General features: G+C 63.2%; 21 protein-coding genes. 12 read left to right on the top strand and 9 right to left on the bottom strand.

The window, feature by feature from the left end; genetic code table 11:
• The first annotated feature begins 115 nt into the window (after window positions 1–115).
• The 4 genes from LPB072_RS04295 to LPB072_RS04280 all read left to right on the top strand — a co-directional run bounded on the left by LPB072_RS04295 (window position 116) and on the right by LPB072_RS04280 (window position 3990).
• Entirely contained in the window at window positions 116–907 is a 792-nt protein-coding gene (locus LPB072_RS04295) for an SDR family oxidoreductase (RefSeq protein ID WP_066092045.1), read from the top strand.
• A gap of 61 nt (window positions 908–968) precedes the next feature.
• Entirely contained in the window at window positions 969–2204 is a 1236-nt protein-coding gene (locus tag LPB072_RS04290) for a styrene monooxygenase/indole monooxygenase family protein (protein WP_066092042.1), read from the top strand.
• A gap of 11 nt (window positions 2205–2215) precedes the next feature.
• Entirely contained in the window at window positions 2216–2764 is a 549-nt protein-coding gene (locus LPB072_RS04285; RefSeq protein ID WP_066092629.1) for a flavin reductase family protein, read from the top strand.
• Window positions 2761–3990, top strand: a complete 1230-nt coding sequence (locus LPB072_RS04280) for a dienelactone hydrolase family protein (protein WP_066092039.1) — start codon at window positions 2761–2763, stop codon at window positions 3988–3990. Before LPB072_RS04285 ends, LPB072_RS04280 begins: the two co-directional genes overlap by 4 nt.
• A 70-nt stretch (window positions 3991–4060) precedes the next feature.
• Here the strand turns inward: LPB072_RS04280 and LPB072_RS04275 are convergent, their stop codons facing one another.
• The 9 genes from LPB072_RS04275 to LPB072_RS04235 form a co-directional block, all read right to left on the bottom strand.
• Window positions 4061–5236 (bottom strand): acetyl-CoA C-acyltransferase, encoded by a 1176-nt coding sequence (locus tag LPB072_RS04275; protein ID WP_066092036.1) that lies wholly within the window; start codon window positions 5234–5236, stop codon window positions 4061–4063.
• Between the two features lie 56 nt (window positions 5237–5292).
• Window positions 5293–7407, bottom strand: a complete 2115-nt coding sequence (locus tag LPB072_RS04270) for a 3-hydroxyacyl-CoA dehydrogenase NAD-binding domain-containing protein (protein ID WP_066092032.1) — start codon at window positions 7405–7407, stop codon at window positions 5293–5295.
• 270 nt (window positions 7408–7677) lie between these two features.
• The gene (locus LPB072_RS04265; RefSeq protein ID WP_066092029.1) at window positions 7678–8373 is read right to left on the bottom strand and encodes an ABC transporter ATP-binding protein; all 696 of its coding nucleotides are present in this window, start codon (window positions 8371–8373) and stop codon (window positions 7678–7680) included.
• A 96-nt stretch (window positions 8374–8469) separates the two neighbouring features.
• Entirely contained in the window at window positions 8470–9246 is a 777-nt protein-coding gene (locus LPB072_RS04260) for an ABC transporter ATP-binding protein (RefSeq protein WP_066092026.1), read from the bottom strand.
• A complete protein-coding gene (locus LPB072_RS04255) occupies window positions 9243–10535 on the bottom strand; it encodes a branched-chain amino acid ABC transporter permease (protein WP_066092023.1) in 1293 nt (430 codons plus the stop codon). The genes LPB072_RS04260 and LPB072_RS04255 overlap by 4 nt, the downstream gene beginning before the upstream one ends.
• Window positions 10536–10538: 3 nt before the next feature.
• A complete protein-coding gene (locus LPB072_RS04250) occupies window positions 10539–11573 on the bottom strand; it encodes a branched-chain amino acid ABC transporter permease (protein WP_066092020.1) in 1035 nt (344 codons plus the stop codon).
• Window positions 11574–11653: 80 nt separating this feature from the next.
• On the bottom strand, window positions 11654–12886 hold the full coding sequence (locus tag LPB072_RS04245) for a branched-chain amino acid ABC transporter substrate-binding protein (RefSeq protein ID WP_066092017.1): 1233 nt from the start codon (window positions 12884–12886) through the stop codon (window positions 11654–11656).
• 315 nt (window positions 12887–13201) lie between these two features.
• The gene (locus LPB072_RS04240) at window positions 13202–14515 is read right to left on the bottom strand and encodes an ABC transporter substrate-binding protein (protein ID WP_157559231.1); all 1314 of its coding nucleotides are present in this window, start codon (window positions 14513–14515) and stop codon (window positions 13202–13204) included.
• Window positions 14512–16161, bottom strand: coding sequence for a 3-(methylthio)propionyl-CoA ligase (locus LPB072_RS04235; RefSeq protein WP_066092626.1), 1650 nt, complete (start codon window positions 16159–16161; stop codon window positions 14512–14514). The genes LPB072_RS04240 and LPB072_RS04235 overlap by 4 nt, the downstream gene beginning before the upstream one ends.
• Before the next feature lie 181 nt (window positions 16162–16342).
• On the opposite strand from LPB072_RS04235, the gene msrB reads away from it, so the two are divergent.
• From msrB to LPB072_RS04195, 8 genes are all read left to right on the top strand, one after another.
• On the top strand, window positions 16343–16753 hold the full coding sequence (gene msrB / locus LPB072_RS04230; protein WP_066092623.1) for a peptide-methionine (R)-S-oxide reductase MsrB: 411 nt from the start codon (window positions 16343–16345) through the stop codon (window positions 16751–16753).
• Complete coding sequence (locus LPB072_RS04225; protein ID WP_066092011.1) at window positions 16750–16983, top strand: SlyX family protein; 234 nt, start codon at window positions 16750–16752, stop codon at window positions 16981–16983. Before msrB ends, LPB072_RS04225 begins: the two co-directional genes overlap by 4 nt.
• 332 nt (window positions 16984–17315) lie before the next feature.
• Complete coding sequence (locus LPB072_RS04220) at window positions 17316–18863, top strand: class I adenylate-forming enzyme family protein (protein WP_066092008.1); 1548 nt, start codon at window positions 17316–17318, stop codon at window positions 18861–18863.
• Window positions 18864–19132: 269 nt separating this feature from the next.
• Complete coding sequence (locus LPB072_RS04215) at window positions 19133–19876, top strand: IclR family transcriptional regulator (protein ID WP_066092620.1); 744 nt, start codon at window positions 19133–19135, stop codon at window positions 19874–19876.
• Window positions 19877–20197: 321 nt separating this feature from the next.
• Entirely contained in the window at window positions 20198–22282 is a 2085-nt protein-coding gene (locus tag LPB072_RS04210; protein WP_066092005.1) for a 3-hydroxyacyl-CoA dehydrogenase NAD-binding domain-containing protein, read from the top strand.
• A gap of 151 nt (window positions 22283–22433) precedes the next feature.
• Complete coding sequence (locus LPB072_RS04205) at window positions 22434–23612, top strand: acetyl-CoA C-acyltransferase (RefSeq protein WP_066092002.1); 1179 nt, start codon at window positions 22434–22436, stop codon at window positions 23610–23612.
• A gap of 35 nt (window positions 23613–23647) precedes the next feature.
• Complete coding sequence (locus LPB072_RS04200) at window positions 23648–24421, top strand: SDR family oxidoreductase (protein ID WP_066091999.1); 774 nt, start codon at window positions 23648–23650, stop codon at window positions 24419–24421.
• Window positions 24418–25500: a phosphotransferase gene (locus tag LPB072_RS04195; RefSeq protein ID WP_066091996.1), complete on the top strand. Its 1083-nt coding sequence runs from the start codon at window positions 24418–24420 to the stop codon at window positions 25498–25500. Before LPB072_RS04200 ends, LPB072_RS04195 begins: the two co-directional genes overlap by 4 nt.
• Window positions 25501–25606 lie beyond the last annotated feature (106 nt).

Raw genomic sequence — 25606 nt, 5'->3', positions numbered from 1 at the left:
ATTGGGCGACTGTTCGCGTTTTTCGGATAGGTTTTCGCCCCTTCGTCACCTATGGTTTGACACAGGTCAACCTGCCCAGTCCGAGGCCGGGACCTGACACAGCAGGAGACAAACCATGTTCAAAGGCCTTTCAGGCAAAAGCGCCCTCGTGACCGGCGGCGCAACCCTCATCGGGGCAGCGGTCGTGCGCGAGTTGCACGCCCAGGGCGTCAAGGTGACCCTGGTGGATATCGACACCGAGCGAGGCCAGGCTGTCGCGGACAGTTGCGGCGAAGGCGTCTGGTTTTCGGCCACTGATATCACCGATGACCCGCAATTGCAGGTCTGTGTGGCGGAGTCCGTAAAACGCCACGGTGGCATCGACTTTCTCATCAACCTGGCCTGCACCTACGTGGACGATGGCATCAACGCCTCGCGCGCAGACTGGCTGACTGCCCTGAATGTCAACGTGGCCAGCGCCGTCATGATGCTCAAGGCTGTGCACCCGCACATGAAAAAGACCGGCAAGGGTGCGGTGGTGAATTTCACCAGCATTTCCTCCAGCGTGGCCCAGACCGGTCGCTGGCTCTACCCGGTGAGCAAGGCCGCTCTGGTGCAACTGACCCGCAACATGGCCATGGACCTGGCGCCAGACAAGATCCGGGTCAACAGCGTGTCGCCCGGCTGGACCTGGTCGGCCATCATGGACCAGCTCAGCGGTGGCGACCGCGCCAAGACCGATCGGGTGGCCGCGCCCTTTCACCTGCTCCAGCGTGTGGGCGACCCGGAAGAGGTGGCCCAGGTGGTGCTGTTCCTGTGCTCGGACCACGCCAGTTTCGTGACCGGCGCCGACTACGCCGTCGATGGCGGCTACTCGGCCATGGGGCCTGAGTCGTACGAGCCCGCCATTCCCAAGCTCATGGGCTGACGCCCCGCACCCTGCTCGCACCTCCCCTTTTTCGCTTCACATATTCAACGGAGACCTTGCCATGCGCAAAATCATGATCGTCGGAGCCGGCCAGTCCGGCCTGCAACTCGCCCTCAGCCTGCAAAAGAGGGGTTATGGCGTGACCGTCACTTCCAACCGGAGCGCCGACGACGTGCGCGGTGGCAAAGTGATGTCAAGCCAGTGCATGTTCAACGACAGCCTGCAACACGAGCGCGACCGCGGCCTGAACCAGTGGGAAGCCGAGTGCCCCACGGTGGACGGGATTGCCTTCACTGTGCCTCACCCCGAGATTCCAGGGGAAAAGGCGCTGCACTGGGGCCATCGTCTGGACAAATACGCCCAGTCGGTTGACCAGCGCGTCAAGATTCCAGGCTGGATGAACGAGTTTCAGAAGCGCGGCGGCGAGATCCTGTTCAAAGAAGCCACCATCGCCGACCTGGAAGACTGGACGCAAGCCTACGATCTGGTGATCGTGGCTGCCGGCAAAGGCGCCATTGCCCAGATGTTCGAACGCGATGCCGAACGCAGCCCCTACGACAAGCCCCAGCGCGCCCTGGCGCTGACCTATGTGCATGGCATGACACCACGCGAAGAATACTCCGCCGTCAACTTCAATCTGATTCCCGGTGTGGGCGAGTATTTTGTCTTCCCGGCACTCACGGTCACCGGCCCCTGCGAAATCATGGTGTTCGAGGGCATTCCCGGCGGCCCGATGGACTGCTGGGCCGATGTGCAAACCCCGACCCAGCACCTGGCCCGCTCCAGGGAGATCCTCAACAAGTTCCTTCCCTGGGAGGCCAAGCGCTGCGAAAAGATCGAGCTCACCGACGACAACGGTATTTTGGCGGGTCGCTTTGCCCCCACCGTGCGCAAGCCGGTCGGCAAGCTGCCATCCGGGCGCACGGTCATGGGCATGGCCGATGCGGTTTTGCTCAACGACCCCATCACCGGTCAAGGCTCCAACAACGCCGCGAAGTTTGCCAATGCCGTGGAGGAAGCCATCGTCGCGCACGGCGAGCAGTCGTTCGATGCGGCCTTCATCAACGGCACATTCGAGAAGTTCTGGAACGCCTACGCCTCGTTCGCGACCCAATGGACAAACGCCATGCTGAGCCCACCTCCACCCCACGTTCTGCAAGTTCTGGGGGCAGCCTGTGGCAATGAACAAGTGGCGCGGCGCATTGCCAACGGTTTCAACAACCCGACCGACTTTGCCCATTTCTTTATGACGCCGGACAAGGTTGAACAGTACCTCGCAGAGGTGGCTCCCGCTTGAGGCCCATGAACATGACCTCATTTCCTCCCATTCAGGCGCTGCGCCATGCGGCCAGCCTGCCGGTGGCGGACTTTCGTCTGGCCATGCGCAGGCTCGTCGGGGCTGTCTCCATCGTCACGACGATCGATGGTGAAACCCCGGTCGGCTTGACGGCGACCGCAGTGACCGCCTTTTCTGCCGAACCAGCGCGCTTGCTTGCCTGCATCAACCTCAAGGGCACCACCTTCCGGGCCATCGCCGAAAGCCGGCGAATGGCAGTGAACCTGCTCGCGGTTCACCACACGGAATTGGCCCAGAAGTTCGGCGGCGCTCCGGTGTCCCACGAGGAGCGTTTTGGCCTGGGCCAATGGGGCAGCCTCGTCACCGGTGCTCCCATCCTGAACGACGCCCTCGTCGTCTTCGACTGTGTTGTCGACGAAATGATGGTCGCACACAGCCACGCCGTGATGATCGGCGAAATCAAGTCGGTTCGACTCAATCCCAACCCCTTGGCTCCGCTGGTCTACGCCGACGGTGCCTTCACAACCATTTCCCCACCCCATCCAGGAGAACAGCCATGACCAGTCAAACGATTCAAATCAAAGCCAGCGATGGCACCGGCACTTTCAACGCCTACTTGTCGGTGCCTCCGGGTGGCAAAGGCCCCGGCCTGGTGTTGGCCCAGGAGATCTTTGGCGTGAACCAGACCATGCGCGACGTGGCCGACTACTACGCCGAAGAAGGCTACGTGGTGCTGGTGCCCGATGTGTTCTGGCGGCAGGAGCCTGGTGTTGAGTTGGGCTACACACCCGACGATTGGCAACGTGCCTTTGGTTTCTTTCAGGGCTTTGACGAAAACAAGGGCGTCGAAGACATTCAGGCCAGTCTCACGGCCTTGCGTGAACGCCCGGAATGCGTCGACAAAGCGGGCGTTCTGGGTTTCTGCCTGGGGGGCAAACTTGCCTACCTTGCGGCCTGCCGTACCGACGCCGATGTATCGATCGGCTACTACGGCGTTGGTATCGAAAAAGCGCTGGACGAAGCCAGGAACATCAAAGGCCGCCTGGTATTGCACCTGGCCGAGAACGACCAGTTCTGTCCACCTGAGGCGCGCACCGCTATTCTTGAAGCACTTTCAGGCCGTAAATCGACAGAGTTGTATGTCTATGCCGGCGTGGACCATGCTTTCGCCCGCCAGGGCGGGGAGCATTTCCACAAGCCATCGGCCCTGATGGCACATCAACGCAGCGTGACGGCGCTGAAAGCGGAGATGGGACCGCATTTCGACTACTCTGCGTTATGGGACAAACACTGCGAATACGAGTTTGCCACCCGTCATGTGGCCGACACCATGTCTACGATGGTTGCCGAGCCCTACGTGAACCACATTCCGACCATGACTGGCGGTGTGGGCCACAAGATGCTCTCGCGCTTTTACCAGCACCACTTTGTCAACAGCAACCCGCCGGACACGGCACTGATCCCGATCTCGCGCACCATCGGGGCGACACAGATCGTGGACGAATTGCTGTTTTGCTTCACCCACACCTGCGAAATCGACTGGATGCTGCCCGGCATCGCGCCCACGGGGAAACGGGTTGAAATTCCGCTGGTCGCCATCGTGAAATTCCGCGGTGACAAGCTTTACCACGAGCACATTTACTGGGACCAGGCCAGTGTGCTGGTACAGATCGGAAAACTTGACTCCAAAGGCCTTCCTGTTGCGGGCATCCAGACTGCGCACAAGCTGCTTGACGAGACCTTGCCATCCAACACCCTCATGCCATCCTGGAACACATCGGCCTGAAAAAAAGGGGCGGCCAAATGGCCGCCCCTTTTTTTTGAGTACCGACCGTTGACCAGTCGGCATTCAATCTTTACAGAACTTCGAATACACCAGCAGCACCCATGCCGCCACCGATGCACATCGTCACGCAGACGCGCTTGGCACCACGGCGTTTGCCTTCGATCAAAGCATGGCCGGTCAGGCGCTGGCCCGACACGCCGTAGGGGTGACCCACAGCGATGGCGCCGCCATTGACGTTGAGTTTGTCGGCCGGGATACCCAGCTTGTCGCGGCAATAGAGCACCTGCACAGCGAAAGCCTCGTTGAGCTCCCACAGGTCGATATCGCTGACCTTCAGGCCCAGGCGCGACAACACCTTTGGAATCGCAAACACGGGGCCGATGCCCATTTCGTCGGGTTCACAACCGGCCACGGCAAAGCCGAGGAAACGGCCCAGCGGCTTCAGGCCACGCTTCTCGGCCAGCGTTTCGTCCATCAACACGCAAGCACCACCGCCATCAGAAAACTGGCTGGCGTTGCCGGCCGAAATCAGGCCGCCCGGCAGCGCGGAACGCAGACCGTGAATGCTGTCAAACGTGGTGCCGGCGCGAATGCCTTCGTCGTTTTCAACGGTGACTTCCTTGGTGATCAGGCCCAGCGCTTTGTCGGCGAAGCCGGCGGTCACGGTGATGGGCGCAATCTCGTCCTTGAACAGGCCTTTTTCCAGCGCAGCGGCAGCGCGCTGCTGGCTGGCCGCGCCGTACTCGTCCATGGCGTCGCGACCGATACCGTAGCGCTTGGCCACTTGCTCGGCGGTCTGCAGCATGTTCCAGTAGATCTCGGGCTTGTTTTTCACCAGCCAGGGATCGGCCAGCATGTGGGTGTTCATTTCCTGCTGCACGCAAGAGATGCTTTCCACGCCTCCGGCCACGTAAACACTGCCTTCACCGGCAATGATGCGCTGCGCGGCCATGGCAATGGTCTGCAAGCCTGAGGAGCAGAAACGGTTGACGGTCATGCCGGAAACCGTGATGGGCAGACCGGCGCGCAAGGCGATCTGGCGCGCAATGTTGGCGCCGGTGGCGCCTTCGGGGTTGGCGCAGCCCATGATGACGTCTTCTACTTCGGCGCCTTCGATGCCGGCGCGCTCAACGGCGGCCTGCACCGCATGGCCGCCAAGGGTGGCGCCATGGGTCATGTTGAAAGCGCCCTTCCAGCTCTTGGCCAGAGGGGTACGTGCGGTGGAAACGATGACGGCGTTGGTCATGAAAATTCTCCTGAAAGGTTGAGCTGTGTTGGCTTGTCGGGGCTGTGGAGTTCAGCTCAACCGTTGAAGGTTTTGCCTTCGGCGACCAGGCGGGCCAGCAGCGGTGCCGGCTCCCAGAACTTGCCGTCGTCCAGCGGATTCTTCGCAAAGCGCTTCATGGCCTGGACCACGTTGAACAGGCCCACTTCGTCGGCGTACTGCAACGGGCCACCGCGGTGGATCGGGAAGCCATAGCCAAAGATGTAGACCACATCGATGTCGCTGGCCTTGTTGGCAATGCCTTCTTCCAGAATGTGGGCGGCTTCGTTCACCAGCGAGAACACCAGGCGCTGCACGATCTCTTCATCGGAGATCTTGCGCGGCGTGATGCCCATGGCTTTGCGGTGCTCTTCGATCATGGCCACCACTTCGGCGTTGGGGATCGCATCGCGCTTGCCGGGCACATAGTCGTACCAGCCGGCGCCCGTCTTTTGACCGAAGCGGCCCTTCTCGCACAACAGGTCAGCCGTCTTGCTGTACTTCATGTCGGGCTTTTCTTCGTAGCGGCGCTTGCGGATCGCCCAGCCGATGTCGTTGCCGGCCAGGTCGCCCATGCGGAATGGGCCCATGGCCATGCCGAACTTCTCCATGGCTTTGTCGACCTGCGCAGGTGTGCAGCCTTCGTCGAGCAGGAAGCCGCCCTGGCGGCCGTATTGCTCGATCATGCGGTTGCCGATGAAGCCATCGCACACGCCCGAGACCACGGCGGTCTTGCGGATTTTCTTGGACACGGTCATCACCGTGGCCATGACGTCCTTGGCGGTTTCCTTGCCGCGCACGACTTCCAGCAGCTTCATCACATTGGCCGGGCTGAAGAAGTGCAAACCCACCACGTCCTGTGGACGCTTGGTGAAGGAGGCAATTTTGTCGACGTCCAGCGTGGACGTGTTGGAGGCCAGAATGGCGCCGGGCTTCATGACGCGGTCGAGTTCCTTGAACACGGCTTCTTTCACGCCGATCTCTTCGAACACCGCCTCGATCACGAGGTCGGCTTCTTTCAGATCGTCGTAGCTCAGCGTGGTCGTGAGCAGGCTCATGCGCTGGTCGTACTTGTCCTGCTTGAGCTTGCCCTTCTTGACCTGCGCTTCGTAGTTCTTCTTGATGATGCCCAGGCCCTTGTCGATGGCTTCCTGCTTCATTTCCAGAATCTTCACCGGGATGCCGGCATTGAGGAAGTTCATGGCGATGCCACCGCCCATCGTGCCGGCACCGATCACGGCAACCGACTTGATGTCCCGCTGCTTGGTGTCCGATGGCACATCAGGAATCTTGGAGGCAGCGCGCTCGGCCATGAACAGGTGGCGCAGCGAACGGCACTCGGGCGTCCACATCAGGTTGATGAAAATTTCGCGTTCGGTGACCATACCCTGGTCGAACTTCTGCTTGGTGGCGGCCTCCACTGCGTCCACGCACTTGGCGGGTGCCGGGAAGTTTTTCGCCATGCCTTTGACCATGTTGCGCGCGAACTGAAAGTAGGCGTCGCCCTTGGGATGCTTGCACGGCAGGTTGCGCACCAGCGGCAACGCCGAGCCATCGGCATGCTTGACGGCCATTTCCTTGGCAAAAGCCAGGGCTTCTTCGGCGAGCGACTCAGGCGCTTTGGCCAGCTTGTCGAACAGCTTTTGACCAGGCACGCTGGCCAGCAACTCGCTCTTCACAGGCTCGCCAGAGACGATCATGTTGAGCGCGGCCTCCACGCCGAGCACCCGCGGCAAACGCTGCGTGCCACCGGCGCCAGGGATCAGACCGAGCTTCACTTCAGGCAATGCCACGCTGCAACCAGGGGCCGCGATGCGGTAGTGGCAGCCCAGGGCCAGTTCCAGACCGCCACCCATCGCCACGCTGTGCATGGCAGCGATCACAGGCTTGGTGGTGGCTTCGACCGCCAGAATGACGCTCAGCAAATTCGGTTCGGCCAACGCCTCGGGCTTGCCAAATTCGCGGATATCGGCGCCACCGGAAAACGCCTTGCCGGCGCCGGTGATCACGATGGATTTCACGGCTGCATCGGCCTCGGCCTTTTCCAGGCCAGCGGTGATGCCGCGACGGGTGGACAAGCCCAGTCCGTTGACGGGTGGGTTGTTCAGCGTGATGACGGCCACATCGCCGTGGACCTGGTACTCAGCGGTCATGAAATCTCCTTCGGTTGTACAGGGTGCGTGAAAAATTCAAGAAAAAAGAACGATCGTGCGATTTTAAGGATATTGTGCAGCGCCGCAAGGTTGGGATGTCACAAGTGAGTCAACAGAAGTAACCACCACTTTGCGGAATTGCCCGGCCCGGATGCTCAAATGCCTCTCCGCAGGACGTGCCCCACTCCAGGGCACCGCGGAACCGGCTCCGCCGGGCCGCCAGTGCCGCCCCCCAGTGGGGGGTGACGCCGAAGGCGCCGCAGGGGGCGTTCAAACCTCCAGCCACTCCTTGCGCACCGCAGGATCGGCGCGCAAGCTGGCCGGCGTGCCTTCAAAAACAATGCTGCCGTGCCCCATCACCATCACGCGATCTGAAATCGCCATGGCAATGGTGAGCTTTTGCTCGATCAGCAAAACGGAAACTCCGCGGCTCTTGAGCTTTTGCAGGTATTGACCCACCAGCTCCACGATCTTGGGTGCCAGGCCTTCGGTGGGCTCATCGATGATGATCAGGTCGGGGTCACCCATCAGCGTGCGGCACAGCGTCAACATCTGTTGCTCGCCGCCCGACAGAACGCCGGCCTCGGTGTGCTCCCGCTCTTTAAGGCGGGGGAACATGTCGTACATGTCCTGAAAGCTCCAGCGGGCGCCTTTGCCGCTGCCTTTTTGTCCCAGCAGCAGGTTCTGGTGCACCGTCAGTTTGGGGAAGATGTCGCGGTTCTCAGGCACATAGCCCAGGCCCAGATGCGCTATCTCAAAAGGCTTTTTGCCCACAATGGGCTGCCCCTTCCAGTTCACGGTGCCCTGGCAGTCCACCAGACCCATGATGGCTTTGGCGGTGGTGGAACGGCCCGAGCCGTTGCGCCCCATCAGCGCAACGATCTCGCCCTTGCCGACCCCAAATGACACGCCATGCAAAACATGGCTCTTGCCGTAGTAGGCGTGAAGATCCTTGATCTCAAGCATGATGAATACCTCCCGCCTGCGCCAGCTTTGCCGTCACCCTCCAGGCCGCAGGCATCCTCGCAACAGATGCCGGATTCATCGGTGATTCTTGATGGCTCATTCTGTTTCCTCCTCCAGCATGGTGCCCAGATAGGCCTCTTGAACACGGGCGTTGGCGCGCACGGCCTCGGGCGTGTCGAAGGCCAGCACCTCGCCGTAGACCACCACGGCGATCCTGTCGGCCAGACCGAACACCACGCCCATGTCGTGCTCCACGGTCAGCAAGGTTTTGCCCATCGTGACTTCGCGAATGAGATCAATGAAACGCGAGGTCTCGCTGTTGCTCATGCCCGCGGTGGGCTCGTCGAGCAGAATCACGTTGGCTCCGCCGGCGATCGTGATGCCGATCTCCAGCGCGCGTTGCTCGGCGTAGGTCAGGTTCATGGCCAGCACGTCGCGTTTCTTGTCGAGGTGGATCATCTTCATGAGCTGATCCGCGCGCTCGTTGGCATCGTCAAGGTTCGCCAGAAACTTCAAAAAGGTGTACTTGTAGCCCAGGCTCCACAACACCCCGCAACGCAGGTTTTCAAAAACGCTGAGCTTGGGGAAGATGTTGGTGATCTGAAAGCTGCGCGACAAACCCAGGCGGTTGACCTCGAACGGGCGTTTGCCATCGATGCGCTGCCCGTTGAGCAGCACCTCGCCACTGGTGGGCGCAAAACGGCCACTGATGAGGTTGAACAGCGTGGACTTGCCGGCGCCGTTGGGGCCAATGATGGCCACGTTTTCACCGGGCTTCACCGCGAGGTCGATGCCCCGGATGATCTCGGTTTTGCCAAAGCTCTTGCGCAGGTTTTTCAGTTCCAGCGCATAGGTGGATGAAGCATTGCTCACAGCGACTCCCTTCGCTTGATTTCCCGTTCGATGTGCTCTTGGGCGCTGCCCCATTTGACCAAGAACTTGCGGCGTGCCCACTCGAAGAGTCCAAAACCCACCAGCATGAGCAGGACTGCGCCCACCCAGCTACTGGCCTTCTCTACATCAAGCCCGACACCCAGGAACGTCAACTCGGAACCAAAGGTGGTGCTGAGCTGGATGTGATAGGTCATTTCGATCAAAGCACCAATGCCCGACAACATGACCAGCCCCGTCACCGCCAGGACCGCGTAGCTGCCCAGCAGGCCCTTGAGCCGGCCAAAGGCGGCTACCCGCACATTCATCATGATCAGGCTGGCAATGCCACCCGGCGCATACATGACCATCAGCAAGAAGATCAGGCCCAGATACAGCAACCAGGCCTGGGTGAACTCGGACAGCAGGACAAACGCCAGCACCATCAGAACGGCGCCGATGATGGGGCCAAAAAAGAAGGTGGCGCCGCCCAGGAAGGTGAACAGGAGGTAAGCACCCGATCGCGCGGCCCCCACCACTTCAGCGGTCACGATCTCAAAACTGATGGCACCCAGTCCGCCCGAAATACCGGCAAAAAAGCCCGCGATGATGAAGGCAAAGTAGCGCACGCGCTGGGTGTCGTAACCCACAAACTCCACACGTTCCGGGTTGTCGCGCACCGCGTTCAGCATGCGCCCCAGCGGTGTGCGGGTGAAGGCAAACATGAGGGCCACCGAAACAAAGGTGTAGATGGCGATCAGGTAATACACCTGCAGTTGCGGACCGAAGGTGATGCCCATGAAGGGCTCGCCGGCCATGCGATCGGCGGACACGCCACCTTCGCCGCCGAAGAACTCGGGAATCATCAGCGACAGGGCAAACACCAGCTCACCCAGACCCAGTGTGATCATGGCAAAGGTGGTGCCCGACTTGCGCGTCGTGACATAACCAAACAGCACGGCAAAGCCAACACCCGCCAGACCACCCACCAGCGGCACGGCAGACACCGGGATCGGCAATGTGCCTTCGCTCACGCCCTTGAGGGCGTGAATGGCCAGGAACGACCCCAGGCCGGTGTACACGGCGTGGCCGAAGCTGAGCATGCCCCCCTGGCCAAGCAACATGTTGTAGGACAGGCAGGCAATGATGGCGATGCCCATCTGGGACAGCACCGTGGTGCCCAGTCCGCCAGAAAACACCATGGGTGCCCCCAGCAGGACCAGCGCAAACAGCGACCAGATCAGCCCACGGCCAATGTTCAGGGGTTTAAACGCGTAATACTGTGTTGTCATGGTTCAACCCTCCCGCTTGCCAAGAAGGCCGCGGGGCCGGAATATCAGAATCAGCACCAGGAACAGGTACGGCAAGATGGGTGCCGCCTGGGACAGGGTGAGCTTCACGTAGGAGTTGTTGCGCACCGCCTCCGACAGCGTCAGGCCAATCTGGTCTGCCACCGTCAACAGAGAGACCTCAAACGCCACGGCGAAGGTCTGGACAATGCCGATCAGCAAAGAAGCCACGAAGGCACCAGACAAGGAGCCCATGCCCCCCACCACGACCACCACAAAGATGATGGAACCCACCGTGAACGCCATCGACGGTTCGGTGAGGAAGGTGCTGCCACCGATGACGCCGGCCAGACCGGCCAGGGCACATCCGGCACCAAACACCAGCATGAAGACCCGGGGCACGTTGTGGCCCAGCGCCTCCACCGTTTCCGGGTGCGTCAAGGCGGCCTGGATCACCAGGCCCACACGGGTGCGGGTCAGCAGCAGCCAGATCGACACCAGCATCACCAGAGCCACCACCATCATGAATCCACGGGTTGCAGGGAATGGAGAACACACCACCCGAACGGTGGCATCGGCCACGCTGCACATCTCGGGTGCCGCAGCGCCCCAAACCATGCTGAGCCCCTCATTGGCGTTGTTGATCAGGGTCAGCATCGGACCGCGCAGCACCTCAGGCGGACGGAACTCCACGGCCAGGCGGCCCCAGATCAGTTGCACCAGCTCCACGATCACATAGGACAGACCAAATGTGATCAGCAGCTCGGGCACATGACCGAACTTGTGAACCTTGCGCAGAAAATACTTTTCAAACAACGAGCCCAGGAGGCCCACCACAATCGGTGAAATGATCATTGCCGGCCAGAAGCCCGCAAACTGAGCGACCGTGTAGCCCACGTAGGCGCCCACCATGTAGAAGCTGGCGTGGGCGAAATTGAGCACACCCATCATGCTGAAGATGAGTGTCAGACCGGAACTCAACATGAACAGCAGCAGCCCGTAGCTCACGCCGTTCAACATCGAAATGATGAAAAACTCCATCTCGTCAGACCTTCCTGAACGTTGTCAAAAAAAGAACCCGAACGGTTACCCGCTCGGGCTCTGTACGGTGAAAGCGAACGTTAAGGACGCTTCATGTCGCAGCTGGTCGGCGTGCTGGACACGTAGTTGGGGTACTCGGCCACAGGCACCATCGTCATGCCCGTCTTCTCGGGGCTGTACGGGTACTTGGCGCTGGCCTTTTGCCAGACCGACATATACAGCTTCTGTTGCAGCTGGTGGTCGGTCTTGCGCATTTCCACTTCACCGTTGTAGCTTGCAACCTTCAAGCCTTCCATGGCGGCAGCCACTTTGACAGGGTCGGTCGACTTGGCCTTGGCCATGGCAGCGCCGAGCATTTCGAAAATGCGGATCGTGGAGCCGGTGTAGAAATCGTCGTCGTACTTGGCGTTGAACTCCTTCATCCACTTGTCCATTTGCCCACCCATGTTGTAGTGGTTGTAGGCAATCTGGTAGACGCGGCCTTCGCCGTTGGTGCCCATGGCGCTTGGCGTGCCGGTCACACCTGCGTAGTAGGTGAAGAACTTGCCGTTGTAGCCGCCCTGGTTGGCCGCCTTGATCAGCAGGGAGAGGTCAGAACCCCAGTTGCCGGTGATCACGGTATCGGCGCCAGAGGCTTTGATTTTCGCGATGTAGGGAGCGAAATCGCGCGTCTGGGCCAGCGGATGCAGATCCTCGCCCACGAATTCGATGTCGGGACGCTTGCGGGAGATCGCTTCCTTGCCAAACTTCACCACCTGATGGCCGTGTGAATAGTTCTGGTTGAGGAAATAGATCTTCTTAACTTCGGGCTGCGTCTTGATGTAGCTGGCCACAGCCTCCATTTTCATGGAGGTGTCGGCATCGAAGCGGAAATGCCAGTAGTTGCACTTGCTGTTGGTGAGGTCCGGATCCACAGCCGAGTCGTTGAGGTAGATCACTTCCTTGCCCGGGTTGCGGGCGTTGTGCTTTTGCACCGCGTCCACCAGCGCCAGCGCCACGGAAGAGCCGTTGCCCTGAATGATGTAACGCGCGCCTTGATCGATGGCGGCCTTCAGCGCGTTGAGACTCTCTGCAGGGCTCAGCTTGTTGTCAATGGCGGAGATCTCAAAGTTCACGCCTGCAGGGTTGCCCTTGCCGCTGAACTTTTCCGCGAAAAATTGGTAGCCCTTGAACTGGCTCACGCCCACTGGCCCGAGCAAGCCGGTCAAAGGATCGATACGCACCAGCTTCACGGTTTCACCGCTCTGGGCAAACGTTGCTCCAGCACAGGCCACCAGCGACGCGGCGGCAATCAGCTTCACAATCAATTTCATTCCGGGAACTCCTTGTTGATGAATGGGTTGCTACAAGGTTAGAGGCATATGGGCCAAACCGGCTAGGGGATTGCCCGCACAAGCTATCGCTCAAGTGACTCTGCTCAAACCGTTTTCGATCACGCAGCCTCCGGCAAAGCGTCAACGGCCGATGCACTGAAAAGGTGCCGACACACAAGCGCACCCGAGGAAAACCGGGGTTCTGAAGGCCCGCCAACCAGCCGGGTTCGCTGGCCTGTCCAGGTCTTGAGGGGGCCCTGTCCACGCAGAAAAAAACACCCGAAAAGAAAGCACCGGAAACACTTTCAACAGCGCCTAAGGACGCCGCATGCGGCATACCACCGGCTCGCTGATGTCTGCGGCTTCAAAGTACTGCAGCGGCGCGAAGGTGTACCCGGTGGCTTCTGCCGACACCGGGTAGGTCGCATCGACCTTTTGCCAACGCGACACATACACGCCCTTCTGCAACTGATGGTCCTCCGGGTTCACCTGCACCGGGCCATTGAAGCCCTTGAACAACATGCCACTGATGCGGGCAGCCACCCGCCCGGCGTCGGTGGATTCGGCAAACCGCATGGCGTGCAGCAGCATGGCGATACCGTCGTAGGCCGCGTAAACCACCAAATCCTCTCCGGTTTCCCGCCGGAATTTTTGGACCAGTTCGGCCAGGGGGCCCGATTGACTGGTGTGGCCACAGGCCACCTGATAGACCGGGAAGCGGCGTTGGGCATTTGCCAGCGCGACGGGTACACCGGGCAAGCTGGGGTAGTAGGCGTACAGCGGCGTCTCGATCTTCTTGTCGATCATGCAAGTGACCAGGTCTTGCAAGTCAACACCCCAGTTTCCCGTCACCAGCGCCTGCGCACCTGAAGCCTGAATGCGCTGCACAAATGGAGAGAAGTCCTGCCCCCGAAAAGGCGGGTGCACTTCATCACCGACCACCTTCACATGCGGCGCAAAACGCGTCAGGGCGGCTTTGAAACGCTGCGAGACCTGCTGGCCATGGGCGTAATTCTGGTTCAGCAGATACACGCTTTCAAGCCCGGATTGCGCCGCGAAGAAACGGGCCAGCGCTTGCGTCTTCATTACCGTGTCGGCGTCGATGCGCACATGCCAGAAGCTGCACTTTTCCTGGGTCAGCACCGGATCCATCGCCGCGTAGTTGATGTAGAGCACCGCTCGCTCAGGGCTCCGAAAGTTGTGGCGCTCCACCGCGTCCACGATCGCCGAAGCCACGCCAGAGCCGTTGCCTTGAACGATGTACCGGAACCCCTGATCGATGGCGGCCTTCAGCGCGTTGAGACTTTCTTCCGGTGAACCCCTGTTGTCGAAGCCCGCAACGGTCATGCGCACGCCCGCCGAATGGTTGTCACCCCCAAGCGCAGCGGCCATGAACTGCCAGGTGCGCAAACCATTTCGGCCTATGTTGGCCGCCGGGCCGGTGAGCGGATCGATGAACGCAATGCGCACCGATGCCCCGGCCAATGGTGAGGCGGCACCGGCACGCATGGTGGCCAGCAGCCCCATGCCCGCCACCATCCAGCCCAGGCTGGTCCGCCGGGTTGTCACCCCGGCAGCAGTTGCCCGGGTCGGGGGCTGCGGCAGCGACACAGGCGGACGGCTGCTCAAGCGCCGGCGGTGGGCAACACGTAGTCTTTGAGCTGTTGGCGCAAGATCATCTTTTGCATCTTGCCGGTGGCGCCCAGCGGAATCGCTTCAACGAACACCACGTCGTCCGGGATTTGCCATTTCGCAATCTTGCCTTCGTAATGAGCGAGCAGCTCTTCACGCGTGACCTCGGCACCCGGCTTTTTCATCACCACCACGATCGGGCGCTCGTCCCACTTGGGGTGCTTCATGCCGATGCAGGCCGCCATCGCCACGGCCGGGTGCGCCATCGCGATGTTCTCCACATCGATCGAACTGATCCATTCACCGCCCGACTTGATCACGTCCTTGCTGCGGTCGGTGATCTGCATGAAGCCTTGCGGGTCGATGGTGGCGACGTCGCCGGTCGGGAACCAGCCCTTGCCGTTGGCGTCGTAGCGCAGCGGATCTCCGCCTTCGCCCTTGAAGTAGCTGGCGATGATCCAGTGGCCACGCACCAGCAAATCGCCATAGGCCTTGCCGTCCCAGGGCAGCTCTTCGCCCGCGTCGTCCACGATCTTCATGTCCACGCCAAACACCGTGCGCCCCTGCTTGAGCAAGATCTTGGTCTGCTCTTCCGGGGACAGGGACATTTGGTCGTTTTTCAGCGTGCCCACCGTGCCCAGCGGTGACATCTCGGTCATGCCCCAGGCGTGCAACACGGTCACGCCGTAGGTATCGTTGAACGCGTGGATCATGGCCGGCGGGCAAGCCGAGCCGCCGATCACCGTGCGCGTCATGGTGCTGAATTTGAGGTTGCCGGCCTGCATGTGCGACAGCAGCATTTGCCACACGGTCGGCACACCCGCGGCCATCGTGACCTTTTCCGACTCCAGCAACTCGTAGATCGACTTGCCGTCCATCGCCGGGCCGGGGAACACCAGCTTGCAGCCCGTGGCCGCGGCCGCGTAAGGGATGCCCCAGGCGTTGACGTGGAACATCGGCACCACCGGCAACACCGCATCGCGGGCGCTCAGGCAAAGCGAATCGGGCAGCGCCGCGCTGAAGGTGTGCAGCAGCGTCGAGCGGTGGGAATACAGGGCTGCCTTGGGGTTGCCTGTGGTGCCGCTGGTGTAGCACATGCTCGATGCGCTGTTTTCGTCCAGTTCGGGCCAGACATACGCATCCGGCGCAGCGCCCATCCAGGCTTCGTAACTCTGCAAGCCGGGAATGCCGCTGTCGGCAGGCAGCTTGTCGGCGTCGCACAGCGCGATCCAGTGTTTCACGCCGGAACAGTGTTTGGCCACCGCCTGCACCAGTGGCAGGAAAGTCATGTCGAAACAGATGGCGCGGTCATCGGCGTGGTTGATGATCCAGGCCAGTTGCTCGGGATGCAGGCGCGGGTTGAGTGTGTGCAAAACGCGGCCGGTGCCGCTGACGCCGAAATACAGCTCCAGATGGCGGTAACCGTTCCAGGCCAGCGTGGCCACGCGGTCGCCAGCGGAGAGGTGCAGGCCATCCAGCGCATTCGCGACCTGGCGCGAGCGGCGGGCGATCTCGCCCCAGTTGCTGCGGTGGATGTCGCCTTCGACCCGGCGCGAAACAATTTCGCCGGTGGCATGGTGGCGTTCGGCGTGAACGATCAGCGAAGAAATCAACAGCGGTTGGCTTTGCATTTGACCCAGCATCGGGTGTTCTCCTTGTGGTTGCGACGCGCAAAAAAACGCGGTTCTATCCATCATGCCCCAGACGCCTGCGCCTTCCAAGACGGGCACACCCGAATAGCCCATGCGCGGCGTGAGGTCCAGTCATTCAGGTGACAATGACGGCCATCAGCGCGCCCCAAAGCGCCGCCCCAAGGAGCCCCCCATGACCTTCCCGATCCAGAAAACCGATGCCGAATGGCGCGCCATCCTGGCCGAAAAAGGCGCCGAGCCCGGCGCGTTTGACATCACCCGCCGCGCCCATACCGAGCGCCCTTTCACCGGCAAGTACGAAGAGGTCTGGGCCGACGGCAGCTACCACTGCGTGTGCTGCGGCAACCACCTGTTTGACGCCGGTACCAAGTTCGACTCGGGTTGCGGCTGGCCCAGCTTCTGGAAGCCCATCGAAGGCGCCATCACCGAGATCACCGACCGCAGCCTGGGCATGACCCGGGTCGAAACCGTCTGCAGCCAGTGCGGCGCCCACCTCGGCCATGTCTTCGAAGACGGCCCGACCCCGTCCGGCCTGCGCTACTGCATGAACTCGGCCTCTCTGGAACACGACCCCAAGCCATGAGCGATGAAGCGACCTTGCCGCAACAGCGCACCGAAGAGCGCCTGACCGAGCTGGAAATCAAGCTGAGCTACACCGAAGACCTGCTCGACACCCTCAACACACTGGTGGCCAACCAGCAGCAAGACATCGCCATGCTCTTGCGCGAAGTGGGCAACCTGCGCCAGCAAGGCGACGAGCCGGGGAGCGCCGCACCGCGCAGCCTGCGCGACGAGCTTCCGCCGCACTACTGATCCGGCGCCCGGGCACGGCAGACCACCGGCTTGCGAATGGGAGCGTCGCCGCCGGGATGGACTGCAAGGCGGCATGCGCCGCCATACCCGCCCCCAGACATGGCGGGATTTGGTCACGCGGCGTCTCACCCGACCCAAAGAGGCACAAGCCGCTACGGCCTGGCTCAACACGACCCCAAGGCAGCCGCCTGCCGCCCCTGCAGTCGCTCTCGCGATTCAAAATCTGCAATGCAGAACCAAATTCCGCTAAAGTTCTGCCACGCGCCTGGGTCGACACGGACCGCCATGGGCCAGACCAATGTGCCCCAACGGCCCGCCACAGGAACCCCCGAATGGACTTGAACTTCACCGCCGACACCCCTTTCACCGTCATCGCCGATCTCGTGCGCGAACACGCCCGGCAACGGCCCGAACACCCCGCGCTGGCCGACAACGCGCAAACCCTGAGCTATGCAGCGCTCAACAGCCTGATGGATCGCGTCGCCGCTGCCTTGCAGCGAGAAGGACTGCAACCGGGCGACGCCATCGCCATCTGCGCGGCCTCATCGGTGCGCTATGCGGCGCTCTATCTGGGTGCGTTGCGGGCCGGCGTGGTCGTGGCGCCGATCGCGCCTTCGGTCACCCGCGACAACTTCGATGCCATGCTGCGCGACGCCGGCGCCCAATGGCTGTTCGTCGACCGCCACGCCGCCGAACTGATTCCTGACGGTTTGCCAGGTTCGCGCGTGATCTGGCTCGACGACAAGCTGCGCGGCACCCCCTTCGCCGCCTGGCTCGCGCCCGACGGGTCGCGGCCCGCCCCGGTCGAGGTGCAGCCCGAATGGCCGTTCAACATCATCTATTCCTCCGGCACCACCGGCACACCGAAAGGCATCGTGCAATCGCACGGCATGCGCTGGGCCCACGTGCGCCGCGGGCTCAGCTACGGTTACAGCCCGGAAAGCCGTACCCTGCTGTCGACCCCGCTCTACTCCAACACCACCCTGGTGGTCTTTTTCCCGACCATCGCCTTCGGCGGCTGCGTGCGGCTGATGGCCAAGTTCGACGCCGCGCGTTACGCCGCCATCGCCGCCGAGCAGCGCACCACCCACACCATGCTCGTCCCGGTGCAGTACCAGCGCCTGATGGCCCTGCCCAACTTCGACAGCTTTGACCTCTCGGCCTTTCAGGTGAAGTTCTGCACCAGCGCGCCGTTTCACGCCGCCCTCAAGGCCGATGTGGTGAAACGCTGGCCCGGCGGCCTGGTCGAGTTCTACGGCATGACCGAGGGCGGCGGCACCTGCATCCTCAACGCCCATGAACACCCCGACAAGCTGCACACCGTAGGCCAGTGTGCCTCGGGCCACGACATGCGACTGATCGACGAAGCCGGCCAGGAACTGCCCGAAGGGGCAACAGGCGAAGTGGTGGGCCACTCGCCCGGCATGATGACCGGCTACCACGGCCGGCCCGACCAGACCCGCGAAGCCGAATGGTTCGACGCCTCGGGCAAACGCTTCATCCGCACCGGCGACGTTGGCCGGTTCGACACCGACGGCTTCCTCGTGCTCATGGACCGGCGCAAAGACATGATCATCAGCGGCGGCTTCAACGTTTACCCGAGCGACCTCGAAGCGTTGCTGCGCCAGCACCCGGCGGTGGTCGATGTGGCGGTGGTTGGCGTGCCCAGCGAGCAATGGGGCGAAACGCCGGTGGCCTTCGTCGTTCGCGCAGCGGATGCGGCGGCGAGCGAGGCCGAGTTGACCGGCTGGCACAACGAGCGCTCGGGCAAGACCCAGCGCCTGTCCGGCCTCGTCTTCATGGACGAACTGCCGCGCAGCGCCATCGGCAAGGTGCTCAAGCGCGAGCTGCGCGACCAGTTCGCCGCACAGAACGCCTGAGTCCGCGCCCGAGGCAGCAGGCCCATGAACACGACCAGGCCCGCAACGCGCAGCCACCCGGGCTTTGGTGGTTTCCCCCATTGCCAGCCCCAGCCGAAAGCGCTGGAATGCGCATACAGTGCCATGCAGCATTTGCAGAACGGAGTTCCATTTTGAGCACAACAAAAACCAGAGACAGCGGGGCCACGCCCGAAGGGGAGCAATCGGGGGCCGCGCCCCCGCCCAGCGAGGCCAAACAGGCTCGCAAGCCCAAGGAAGACCGCCATTTCGTGACCGCCCTTGCGCGCGGCCTGGAGGTGTTGGCCTGTTTTCGCCACGGCGAGATCACCCTGAGCAACCAGGAGCTGGCCCAGCGCTGCAAGCTGCCCAAATCCACCGTGTCGCGCCTGACCATGACGCTGACCAAGCTCGGCTACCTGATCCATGTGCAGGAAAGCGGCCGCTACCGGCTTGGCACCGCCTGCCTGGCGCTGGGCAGTGCGCTGCTCAACAAGCTCGATGTGCGCAAGATCGCCCGCCCGATGATGCAGGAGCTGGCCGAGTTCTCCGGCGCCTCGGTCTCGCTGGGCGTGCGCGACAAGCTGTCCATGATCTACGTGGAAAACTGCCGCAGCAGTGCCGCCCTCACGCTCACGCTCGACGTCGGTTCGCGCATGCCTCTGGCCAGCTCCGCCATGGGCCGCGCCTGGCTGGCCGCCGTGCCCCAGGAGCAACGCCTGGAAGCGATGGAACAGATCCACGGGCTGGACGACCTGGCCTGGCCCCATGTCAAAACCGGCATCGACAAGGCGCTGGAAGACTACCGCACGCTGGGCGTCACCTGCTCGTTTGGCGACTGGAACAAGGAAGTCAACGGCGTGGCCCGCGCCTTCGACCCGGGCAACGGCCTGCCGGTCATGGCGGTCAACGTGGGCGGCCCGTCCTACAACCTGTCGCCGAAATTCCTGCTGGATGAGGTGCGTCCCCGCCTGCTGCAGGTGGTGCGGGCCATCGAAGAAGCCCTGCCGGTCTGAGCGCCCGCGAGGCGCCGCCCCGCAGCGCGCAACCGCCGCCCATTCGATCCGCCTGCAACCGCAGGCTTCCCGCCCGCCCCGGCCCTGGCGCACAGCCGCCCGGCCTGCGCCCCGCCAAAAAAAGCACCCAACCCCGCCCGCCCCGGCCGCAACCGCACCAGACGCGGGCGGGACATCCACGCCCCTCTCAAAGGGAAATCCACCTTTACGCTCGCGCCGTCTCTGGCTACCATGGTTTGCATTCGGAATATGGTTCTGCACAGCAGTTCAATATTCGAAAACTCGTGACCTCAGCCATTCCAAAACAACGGAGACACCCCCATGAACCCGGTGGACTACAACTTGCGCGGCCCGGTGGCCGTGCTCACGCTCAACAAACCGCCCGTCAACGGCCTGGGCCTGGCGCTGCGCAGCGGCATCCTGGCCGGCCTCGACCGCGCCCTGGCCGATCCGGCGGTGACCGCCATCGTGCTCACCGGCGGCGAGAAGATCTTCTCGGGCGGCGCCGATGTCAAAGAGTTCGGCACACCCAAGTCGTCCACCTCGCCCAACCTGCCCGATGTGATCCGCGCGCTGGAGCAATCGGCCAAGCCGGTGGTCGCCGCCATCGCGGGCTTCGCGCTCGGCGGCGGCCTGGAGCTGGCCCTGGGTTGCCACTTCCGCGTCGCCAACAAAGACGCCACGCTCGGCCTGCCCGAGGTCAAACTGGGCCTGCTGCCCGGCGCCGGCGGTACCCAGCGCCTGCCCCGCGCCATCGGCCTGGAAGCCGCGCTGAACATGATCGTCTCGGGTGCGCCGCAAAAAGCCGCCAGCTTCGAAGGCACGGCTTTGGTCAACGAACTGACTGAGGCCAACGTCGTGGACGCCGCCGTGGCCTTCGCCGAGCGCGCCGCGAAAGAACCGGGTGCCCTGCCCCGCCTGCGCGATGTGAAGGTGCCTGCCGTCGGCGCCGATGCCTTTTTGCAATTCGCCCGCAACAACGTCAAGACGGCGGCCAAGGGCCTGCCCGCGCCGCTGGCTTGCGTGGAATGTGTGGCCGACTCGGTCACCCAGCCGTTTGACGAAGGCCTCAAGCGCGAACGCGCCGCCTTCTTCGCCCTGATGGCCACGCCCGAATCCCGCGCCGCGCGCCACGTGTTCGCCGCCGAACGCGCCGCCGGCAAGCTGCCCGACATCCCGGGCGACACGCCGCTGCGCCCCATCAAAACGGTGGGTGTCATCGGCGCCGGCACCATGGGCGGCGGCATCACCATAAACTTCCTCAACGCCGGCACGCCGGTGGTCTTGCTGGAAACCGCGCAGGCCGCTCTGGACCGTGGCCTGGCCACCATCCGCCGCAACTACGAGAACAGCGTCAAGCGCGGCCGGCTCAAGCAAGAGCAGGTCGAGCAGCGCATGGCCCTGATCACGCCCACGCTCGACTACACCGCCTTCGAAGACGTGGACCTTGTGATCGAAGCCGTGTTCGAACAGATGGATGTGAAAGAGAAGGTCTTCTCCCAGCTCGACGCGGTGTGCAAACCCGGCGCCATCCTGGCCTCCAACACCTCTTACCTCGACATCAACCAAATCGCCAGCTTCACCAAGCGGCCGCAAGACGTGCTGGGCCTGCACTTCTTCAGCCCCGCCAACATCATGAAGCTGCTGGAAATCGTGCGCGGCGAAAAAACCGCCAACGACGTGATGGCCACGGCGCTGGCGCTGGGCAAGCAGATCAAGAAGGTGGCCGTGGTCTCCGGCGTGTGCGACGGCTTCATCGGAAACCGCATGCTCGCGCGCTATGGCGCCGCGGCCAACGCCATGGTCGTGGCGGGCGGCGCGCCCCAGCAAGTGGACAAGGCCATGGAACGCTTCGGCTACGCCATGGGCCCGTTCCGCGTGGGCGACCTCGCCGGGCTGGACATCGGCTGGGCCACGCGCAAGCGCAAGGCCGCCGAAGCCGGCGTGCCCCACGACCCCACCATCGCCGACAAGATCTGTGAGATGGACCGCTTCGGCCAGAAATCCGGCGCCGGCTGGTACCGCTACGAGCCGGGCATGCGCGAACCCCAGGCCGATCCGCTGATTGACCAACTCATCGCCGATTACCGCAGCGCCAAGGGCGTGACCCCGCGCAAGGTGAGCGACGAAGAAGTGGTCGAGCGCTGCATCTACGCGCTGGTCAACGAAGGCGCGCGCATCCTCGCCGAGGGCATCGCCGTGCGCGCCTCCGATGTCGATCTGGTCTACCTCAACGGCTACGGCTTCCCGGCCCGCCGCGGCGGCCCCATGTGCTACGCCAACGAAGTGGGCCTCGCCAACGTGGTGCGCGCCCTGCGCCGCTTCGCCGCCGAGCCCGGCGCCGATGCGTCGTGGGAGCCCGCGCCGCTGCTCATCCAGTTGGCTGAAGAAGGCAAGGGCTTTTAACCCCCCCCCTGCGCCGCTGCGCGGCTTCCCCCCGGTGGGGGGACGCTCCCTTGGACCGGCAGAGCCGGATCTTCGGGAGCCCTGGGGTTGAGAGCCCCTTCCCGATTCCGACCATGGTCGCACCACCTCATTATTTTCTGGAGCATTTCCCATGAATGAAGCTGTCATCGTTTCCACCGCCCGCACCGGTCTCGCCAAGAGCTGGAAAGGCGCTTTCAACATGACCTATGGCGCCACGCTTGGCGGCCATGCGGTCGAACACGCCGTGGCCCGCTCGGGCATCGACCCCAACGAAATCGAAGACTGCATCATGGGCGGCACCTTCGGCGAAGGCACGACGGGGGGCAACATCGCCCGCGCCATCGCCTTGCGCGCGGGCCTGCCGGTGACGGTGGGCGGCGTGAGCGTGAACCGCTTTTGCTCCTCGGGCCTGCAGACCATCGCCATGGCCGCGCAGCGCGTGATCCTCGAAGGCTGCCCCGCCATCGTGGCCGGCGGTGTGGAGAGCATCAGCTGCGTGCAGAACGAAGCCAACCTGCACATGCGCCGCGACCCCTGGCTGGTCGAGCACAAGCCCGAGCTCTACTGGAACATGCTGCAGACCGCCGAGACCGTTTCGAAGCGGTACAACGTGAGCAAACAGGCGCAAGACGAATACGGCGTGCGCAGCCAACTGCGCGCCGCCGCCGCCCAGGCCGCAGGCAAGTTCAAAGACGAAATCGTGCCGATGACCACCACCATGGGCGTGGTCGACAAGGCCACCGGCCGCATCACCCGCAAAGAAGTCACCATCGATGCCGACGAGGGCATCCGCCCCGACACCACGCTCGAGGCCGTGTCCAAAATCCGAGCGGCCCTGCCCGGCGGCGTGGTCACCGCGGGCAACGCCAGCCAGTTCAGCGACGGCGCTTCGGCCTGTGTGGTGATGAACGGCAAGCGCGCCGAGCAACTCGGCATCCAGCCGCTGGGCATCTTCCGTGGCTTTGCTGTGGCGGGTTGCGAGCCCGACGAAATGGGCATCGGTCCGGTCTACGCCGTGCCGCGCCTGCTGCAGCGCGCCGGCCTCAAGGTGGAAGACATTGGCCTGTGGGAACTCAACGAAGCCTTTGCCTGCCAGGTGCTCTACAGCCGCGACAAGCTGGGCATTCCCGACGAACTGCTCAACGTCAACGGCGGCGCCATCGCAGTGGGCCACCCCTACGGCGTGAGCGGCGCGCGGCTGACCGGCCATGCGCTGATCGAAGGCAAGCGGCGCGGCGCGAAGTACGTGGTCGTGACCATGTGCATCGGCGGCGGCCAGGGCGCGGCCGGCCTGTTCGAGGTCTGCTGATCCATTCCCCACATTTCCCTATTTCGGAGACAAACATGAGCGTCAAACAACTGTTCCAACTCGACGGCCAGGTGGCCCTGGTCACCGGCGGCTCGCGCGGCCTGGGTCTGCAAATGGCAGAAGCCCTGGGCGAAATGGGCTGCAAGGTCGCGATCAGCGCCCGCAAGGCCGATGAACTGGCCGAAGCCAAAAAGCACCTGGAGAGCAAGGGCATCACCGTGGTCACCATCGTCAGCGACCTGCAAAAGACCGACCGCATTCCCGCTCTGGTCGACGAGGTCATCGCCGCCCTCGGCCCGATCGACATCCTGGTCAATAACGCCGGCGCCACCTGGGGCGCGCCCGCCGAAGATTACCCCGATGAAGCCTGGCACAAGGTGATGAACCTCAACGTGAACGCGCCGTTTTTCCTGGCGCGCGAAGTCGGCAAGCGCTGCATGATCCCGCGCAAAAAGGGCAAGATCATCACCGTCGCTTCCGTGGCCGGCCTCAAGGGCATGGGCGCGGGCGTGCAGACCGTGGCCTACAACACCTCCAAGGCCGCGGCCATCAACCTGACCCGCGCGCTGGCCGGCGAATGGGGCCAGTACAACATCAACGTCAACGCCATCTGCCCCGGCTTCTTCCCCTCCAAGATGTCGGCCGGCCTGCTCGACACCCTGGGCGAAGCTGTGATCGCACGCTCGCCCCTCAAGCGCATCGGCGGCGACGAAGACCTGATGGGCACGGTCGTGTTTCTCGCCAGCGAAGCCTCGCGCCACATCACCGGCCAATACATCGCTGTCGACGGCGGCAGCTCCGCGGTATGAGCGGGCAAGCCGCCACCGACGTGCAAGCGCAGTTCACCGGCACCCAGCCGGTGGCGCCCGCCAACGCGCTCGACGAAACCCGCCTCGCCGCCTGGATGACCGCCAACGTCGCGGGCTTTCAAGGCCCGCTGTCGGTGGCCCAGTTCAAGGGCGGCCAGTCGAACCCGACCTACCTGCTCACCGCCAGCGGCCACCGCTACGTCTTGCGCCGCAAACCGCTGGGCGACCTGCTGCCTTCGGCCCATGCGGTGGACCGCGAATTCCGCGTCATCAGCGCACTGGCCCAGACCAAGGTGCCGGTGGCGAAAGCCCATGCCCTGTGTGAAGACACCAGCGTCATCGGCTCGATGTTTTATGTGATGGACCATGTGGAAGGCCGCATCCTCTGGGACCCGACCCTGCCCGGCTTCTCGCCCGCCGAACGCGGCGCGCACTACGACGAGATGAACCGCGTGATGGCGGCGCTGCATGGCGTGGACCCCGCGGCCATCGGCCTGGCCGACTACGGCCGCCCCGGCGCCTACCTGGAGCGCCAGGTCGCCCGCTGGACGCGCCAGTACAAGGCCGCCGAAACCGAACCCATCGAAGCCGCCGACCGGCTGATGGAATGGCTGCCGCAACACATGCCCGCGGAAGGCCAGAGCCGCATCGTGCATGGCGACTACCGGCTCGACAACGTGATCTTCCACCCGACCGAGCCGCGCATCGTGGCCGTGCTCGACTGGGAGCTCTCGACCCTGGGCGATCCGCTGGTCGACTTCGCCTACCACTGCATGACCTGGCGCATGCCCGCCGGGCGCTCGCGCGGTCTGGGTGAAGCCAACCTGGCCGAGCTCGGCATTCCTTCGGAAGCCGACTACCGCGCCCTCTACATGCAGCGCACCGGCCGCCCAACCCCGGTGCCCGAGGCCGACTGGAACTACTACCTGGTGTTCAACATGTTCCGCCTGGTCGGCATCCTGCAAGGCATCGCCAAGCGCGCCGAGCAAGGCAACGCCTCCAACGCCAGCGCGGTCGAAACCGGCAAGCGCGCGCGGCCGCTGGCCGAGCAGGCCTGGGCGCTGGCGCAAACGCTCTGAGCCTTCCCGCCTTTCCCGCCTTTCCCGCCTTTCCCGCCTTTCGCGCCCTCTTCCGCGCGCACCGCTTAAAGCGCTGCGCGCCTCCTCAATTTCTCACCAGGCACAC

The organism is Hydrogenophaga crassostreae, assembly GCF_001761385.1.
Lineage (GTDB): Bacteria > Pseudomonadota > Gammaproteobacteria > Burkholderiales > Burkholderiaceae_C > Hydrogenophaga > Hydrogenophaga crassostreae.
Note: the sequence above shows the minus strand (reverse complement) of the source record. Positions and strands in the feature narration are given on the sequence as shown.

What these genes read in the sequence shown, in the direction of transcription:
- LPB072_RS04265 (WP_066092029.1), bottom strand. Translation starts at nt 8,373, where the DNA reads ATGCTTGAGATCAAGGATCTTCACGCCTACTACGGCAAGAGCCATGTT.
- LPB072_RS04255 (WP_066092023.1), bottom strand. Translation starts at nt 10,535, where the DNA reads ATGACAACACAGTATTACGCGTTTAAACCCCTGAACATTGGCCGTGGG.
- LPB072_RS04285 (WP_066092629.1), top strand. Translation starts at nt 2,216, where the DNA reads ATGACCTCATTTCCTCCCATTCAGGCGCTGCGCCATGCGGCCAGCCTG.
- LPB072_RS04290 (WP_066092042.1), top strand. Translation starts at nt 969, where the DNA reads ATGCGCAAAATCATGATCGTCGGAGCCGGCCAGTCCGGCCTGCAACTC.
- LPB072_RS04245 (WP_066092017.1), bottom strand. Translation starts at nt 12,886, where the DNA reads ATGAAATTGATTGTGAAGCTGATTGCCGCCGCGTCGCTGGTGGCCTGT.
- LPB072_RS04295 (WP_066092045.1), top strand. Translation starts at nt 116, where the DNA reads ATGTTCAAAGGCCTTTCAGGCAAAAGCGCCCTCGTGACCGGCGGCGCA.
- LPB072_RS04235 (WP_066092626.1), bottom strand. Translation starts at nt 16,161, where the DNA reads ATGCTGGGTCAAATGCAAAGCCAACCGCTGTTGATTTCTTCGCTGATC.
- LPB072_RS04275 (WP_066092036.1), bottom strand. Translation starts at nt 5,236, where the DNA reads ATGACCAACGCCGTCATCGTTTCCACCGCACGTACCCCTCTGGCCAAG.
- LPB072_RS04280 (WP_066092039.1), top strand. Translation starts at nt 2,761, where the DNA reads ATGACCAGTCAAACGATTCAAATCAAAGCCAGCGATGGCACCGGCACT.
- LPB072_RS04200 (WP_066091999.1), top strand. Translation starts at nt 23,648, where the DNA reads ATGAGCGTCAAACAACTGTTCCAACTCGACGGCCAGGTGGCCCTGGTC.
- LPB072_RS04225 (WP_066092011.1), top strand. Translation starts at nt 16,750, where the DNA reads ATGAGCGATGAAGCGACCTTGCCGCAACAGCGCACCGAAGAGCGCCTG.
- LPB072_RS04220 (WP_066092008.1), top strand. Translation starts at nt 17,316, where the DNA reads ATGGACTTGAACTTCACCGCCGACACCCCTTTCACCGTCATCGCCGAT.
- LPB072_RS04270 (WP_066092032.1), bottom strand. Translation starts at nt 7,407, where the DNA reads ATGACCGCTGAGTACCAGGTCCACGGCGATGTGGCCGTCATCACGCTG.
- LPB072_RS04195 (WP_066091996.1), top strand. Translation starts at nt 24,418, where the DNA reads ATGAGCGGGCAAGCCGCCACCGACGTGCAAGCGCAGTTCACCGGCACC.
- LPB072_RS04205 (WP_066092002.1), top strand. Translation starts at nt 22,434, where the DNA reads ATGAATGAAGCTGTCATCGTTTCCACCGCCCGCACCGGTCTCGCCAAG.
- LPB072_RS04250 (WP_066092020.1), bottom strand. Translation starts at nt 11,573, where the DNA reads ATGGAGTTTTTCATCATTTCGATGTTGAACGGCGTGAGCTACGGGCTG.
- LPB072_RS04210 (WP_066092005.1), top strand. Translation starts at nt 20,198, where the DNA reads ATGAACCCGGTGGACTACAACTTGCGCGGCCCGGTGGCCGTGCTCACG.
- msrB (WP_066092623.1), top strand. Translation starts at nt 16,343, where the DNA reads ATGACCTTCCCGATCCAGAAAACCGATGCCGAATGGCGCGCCATCCTG.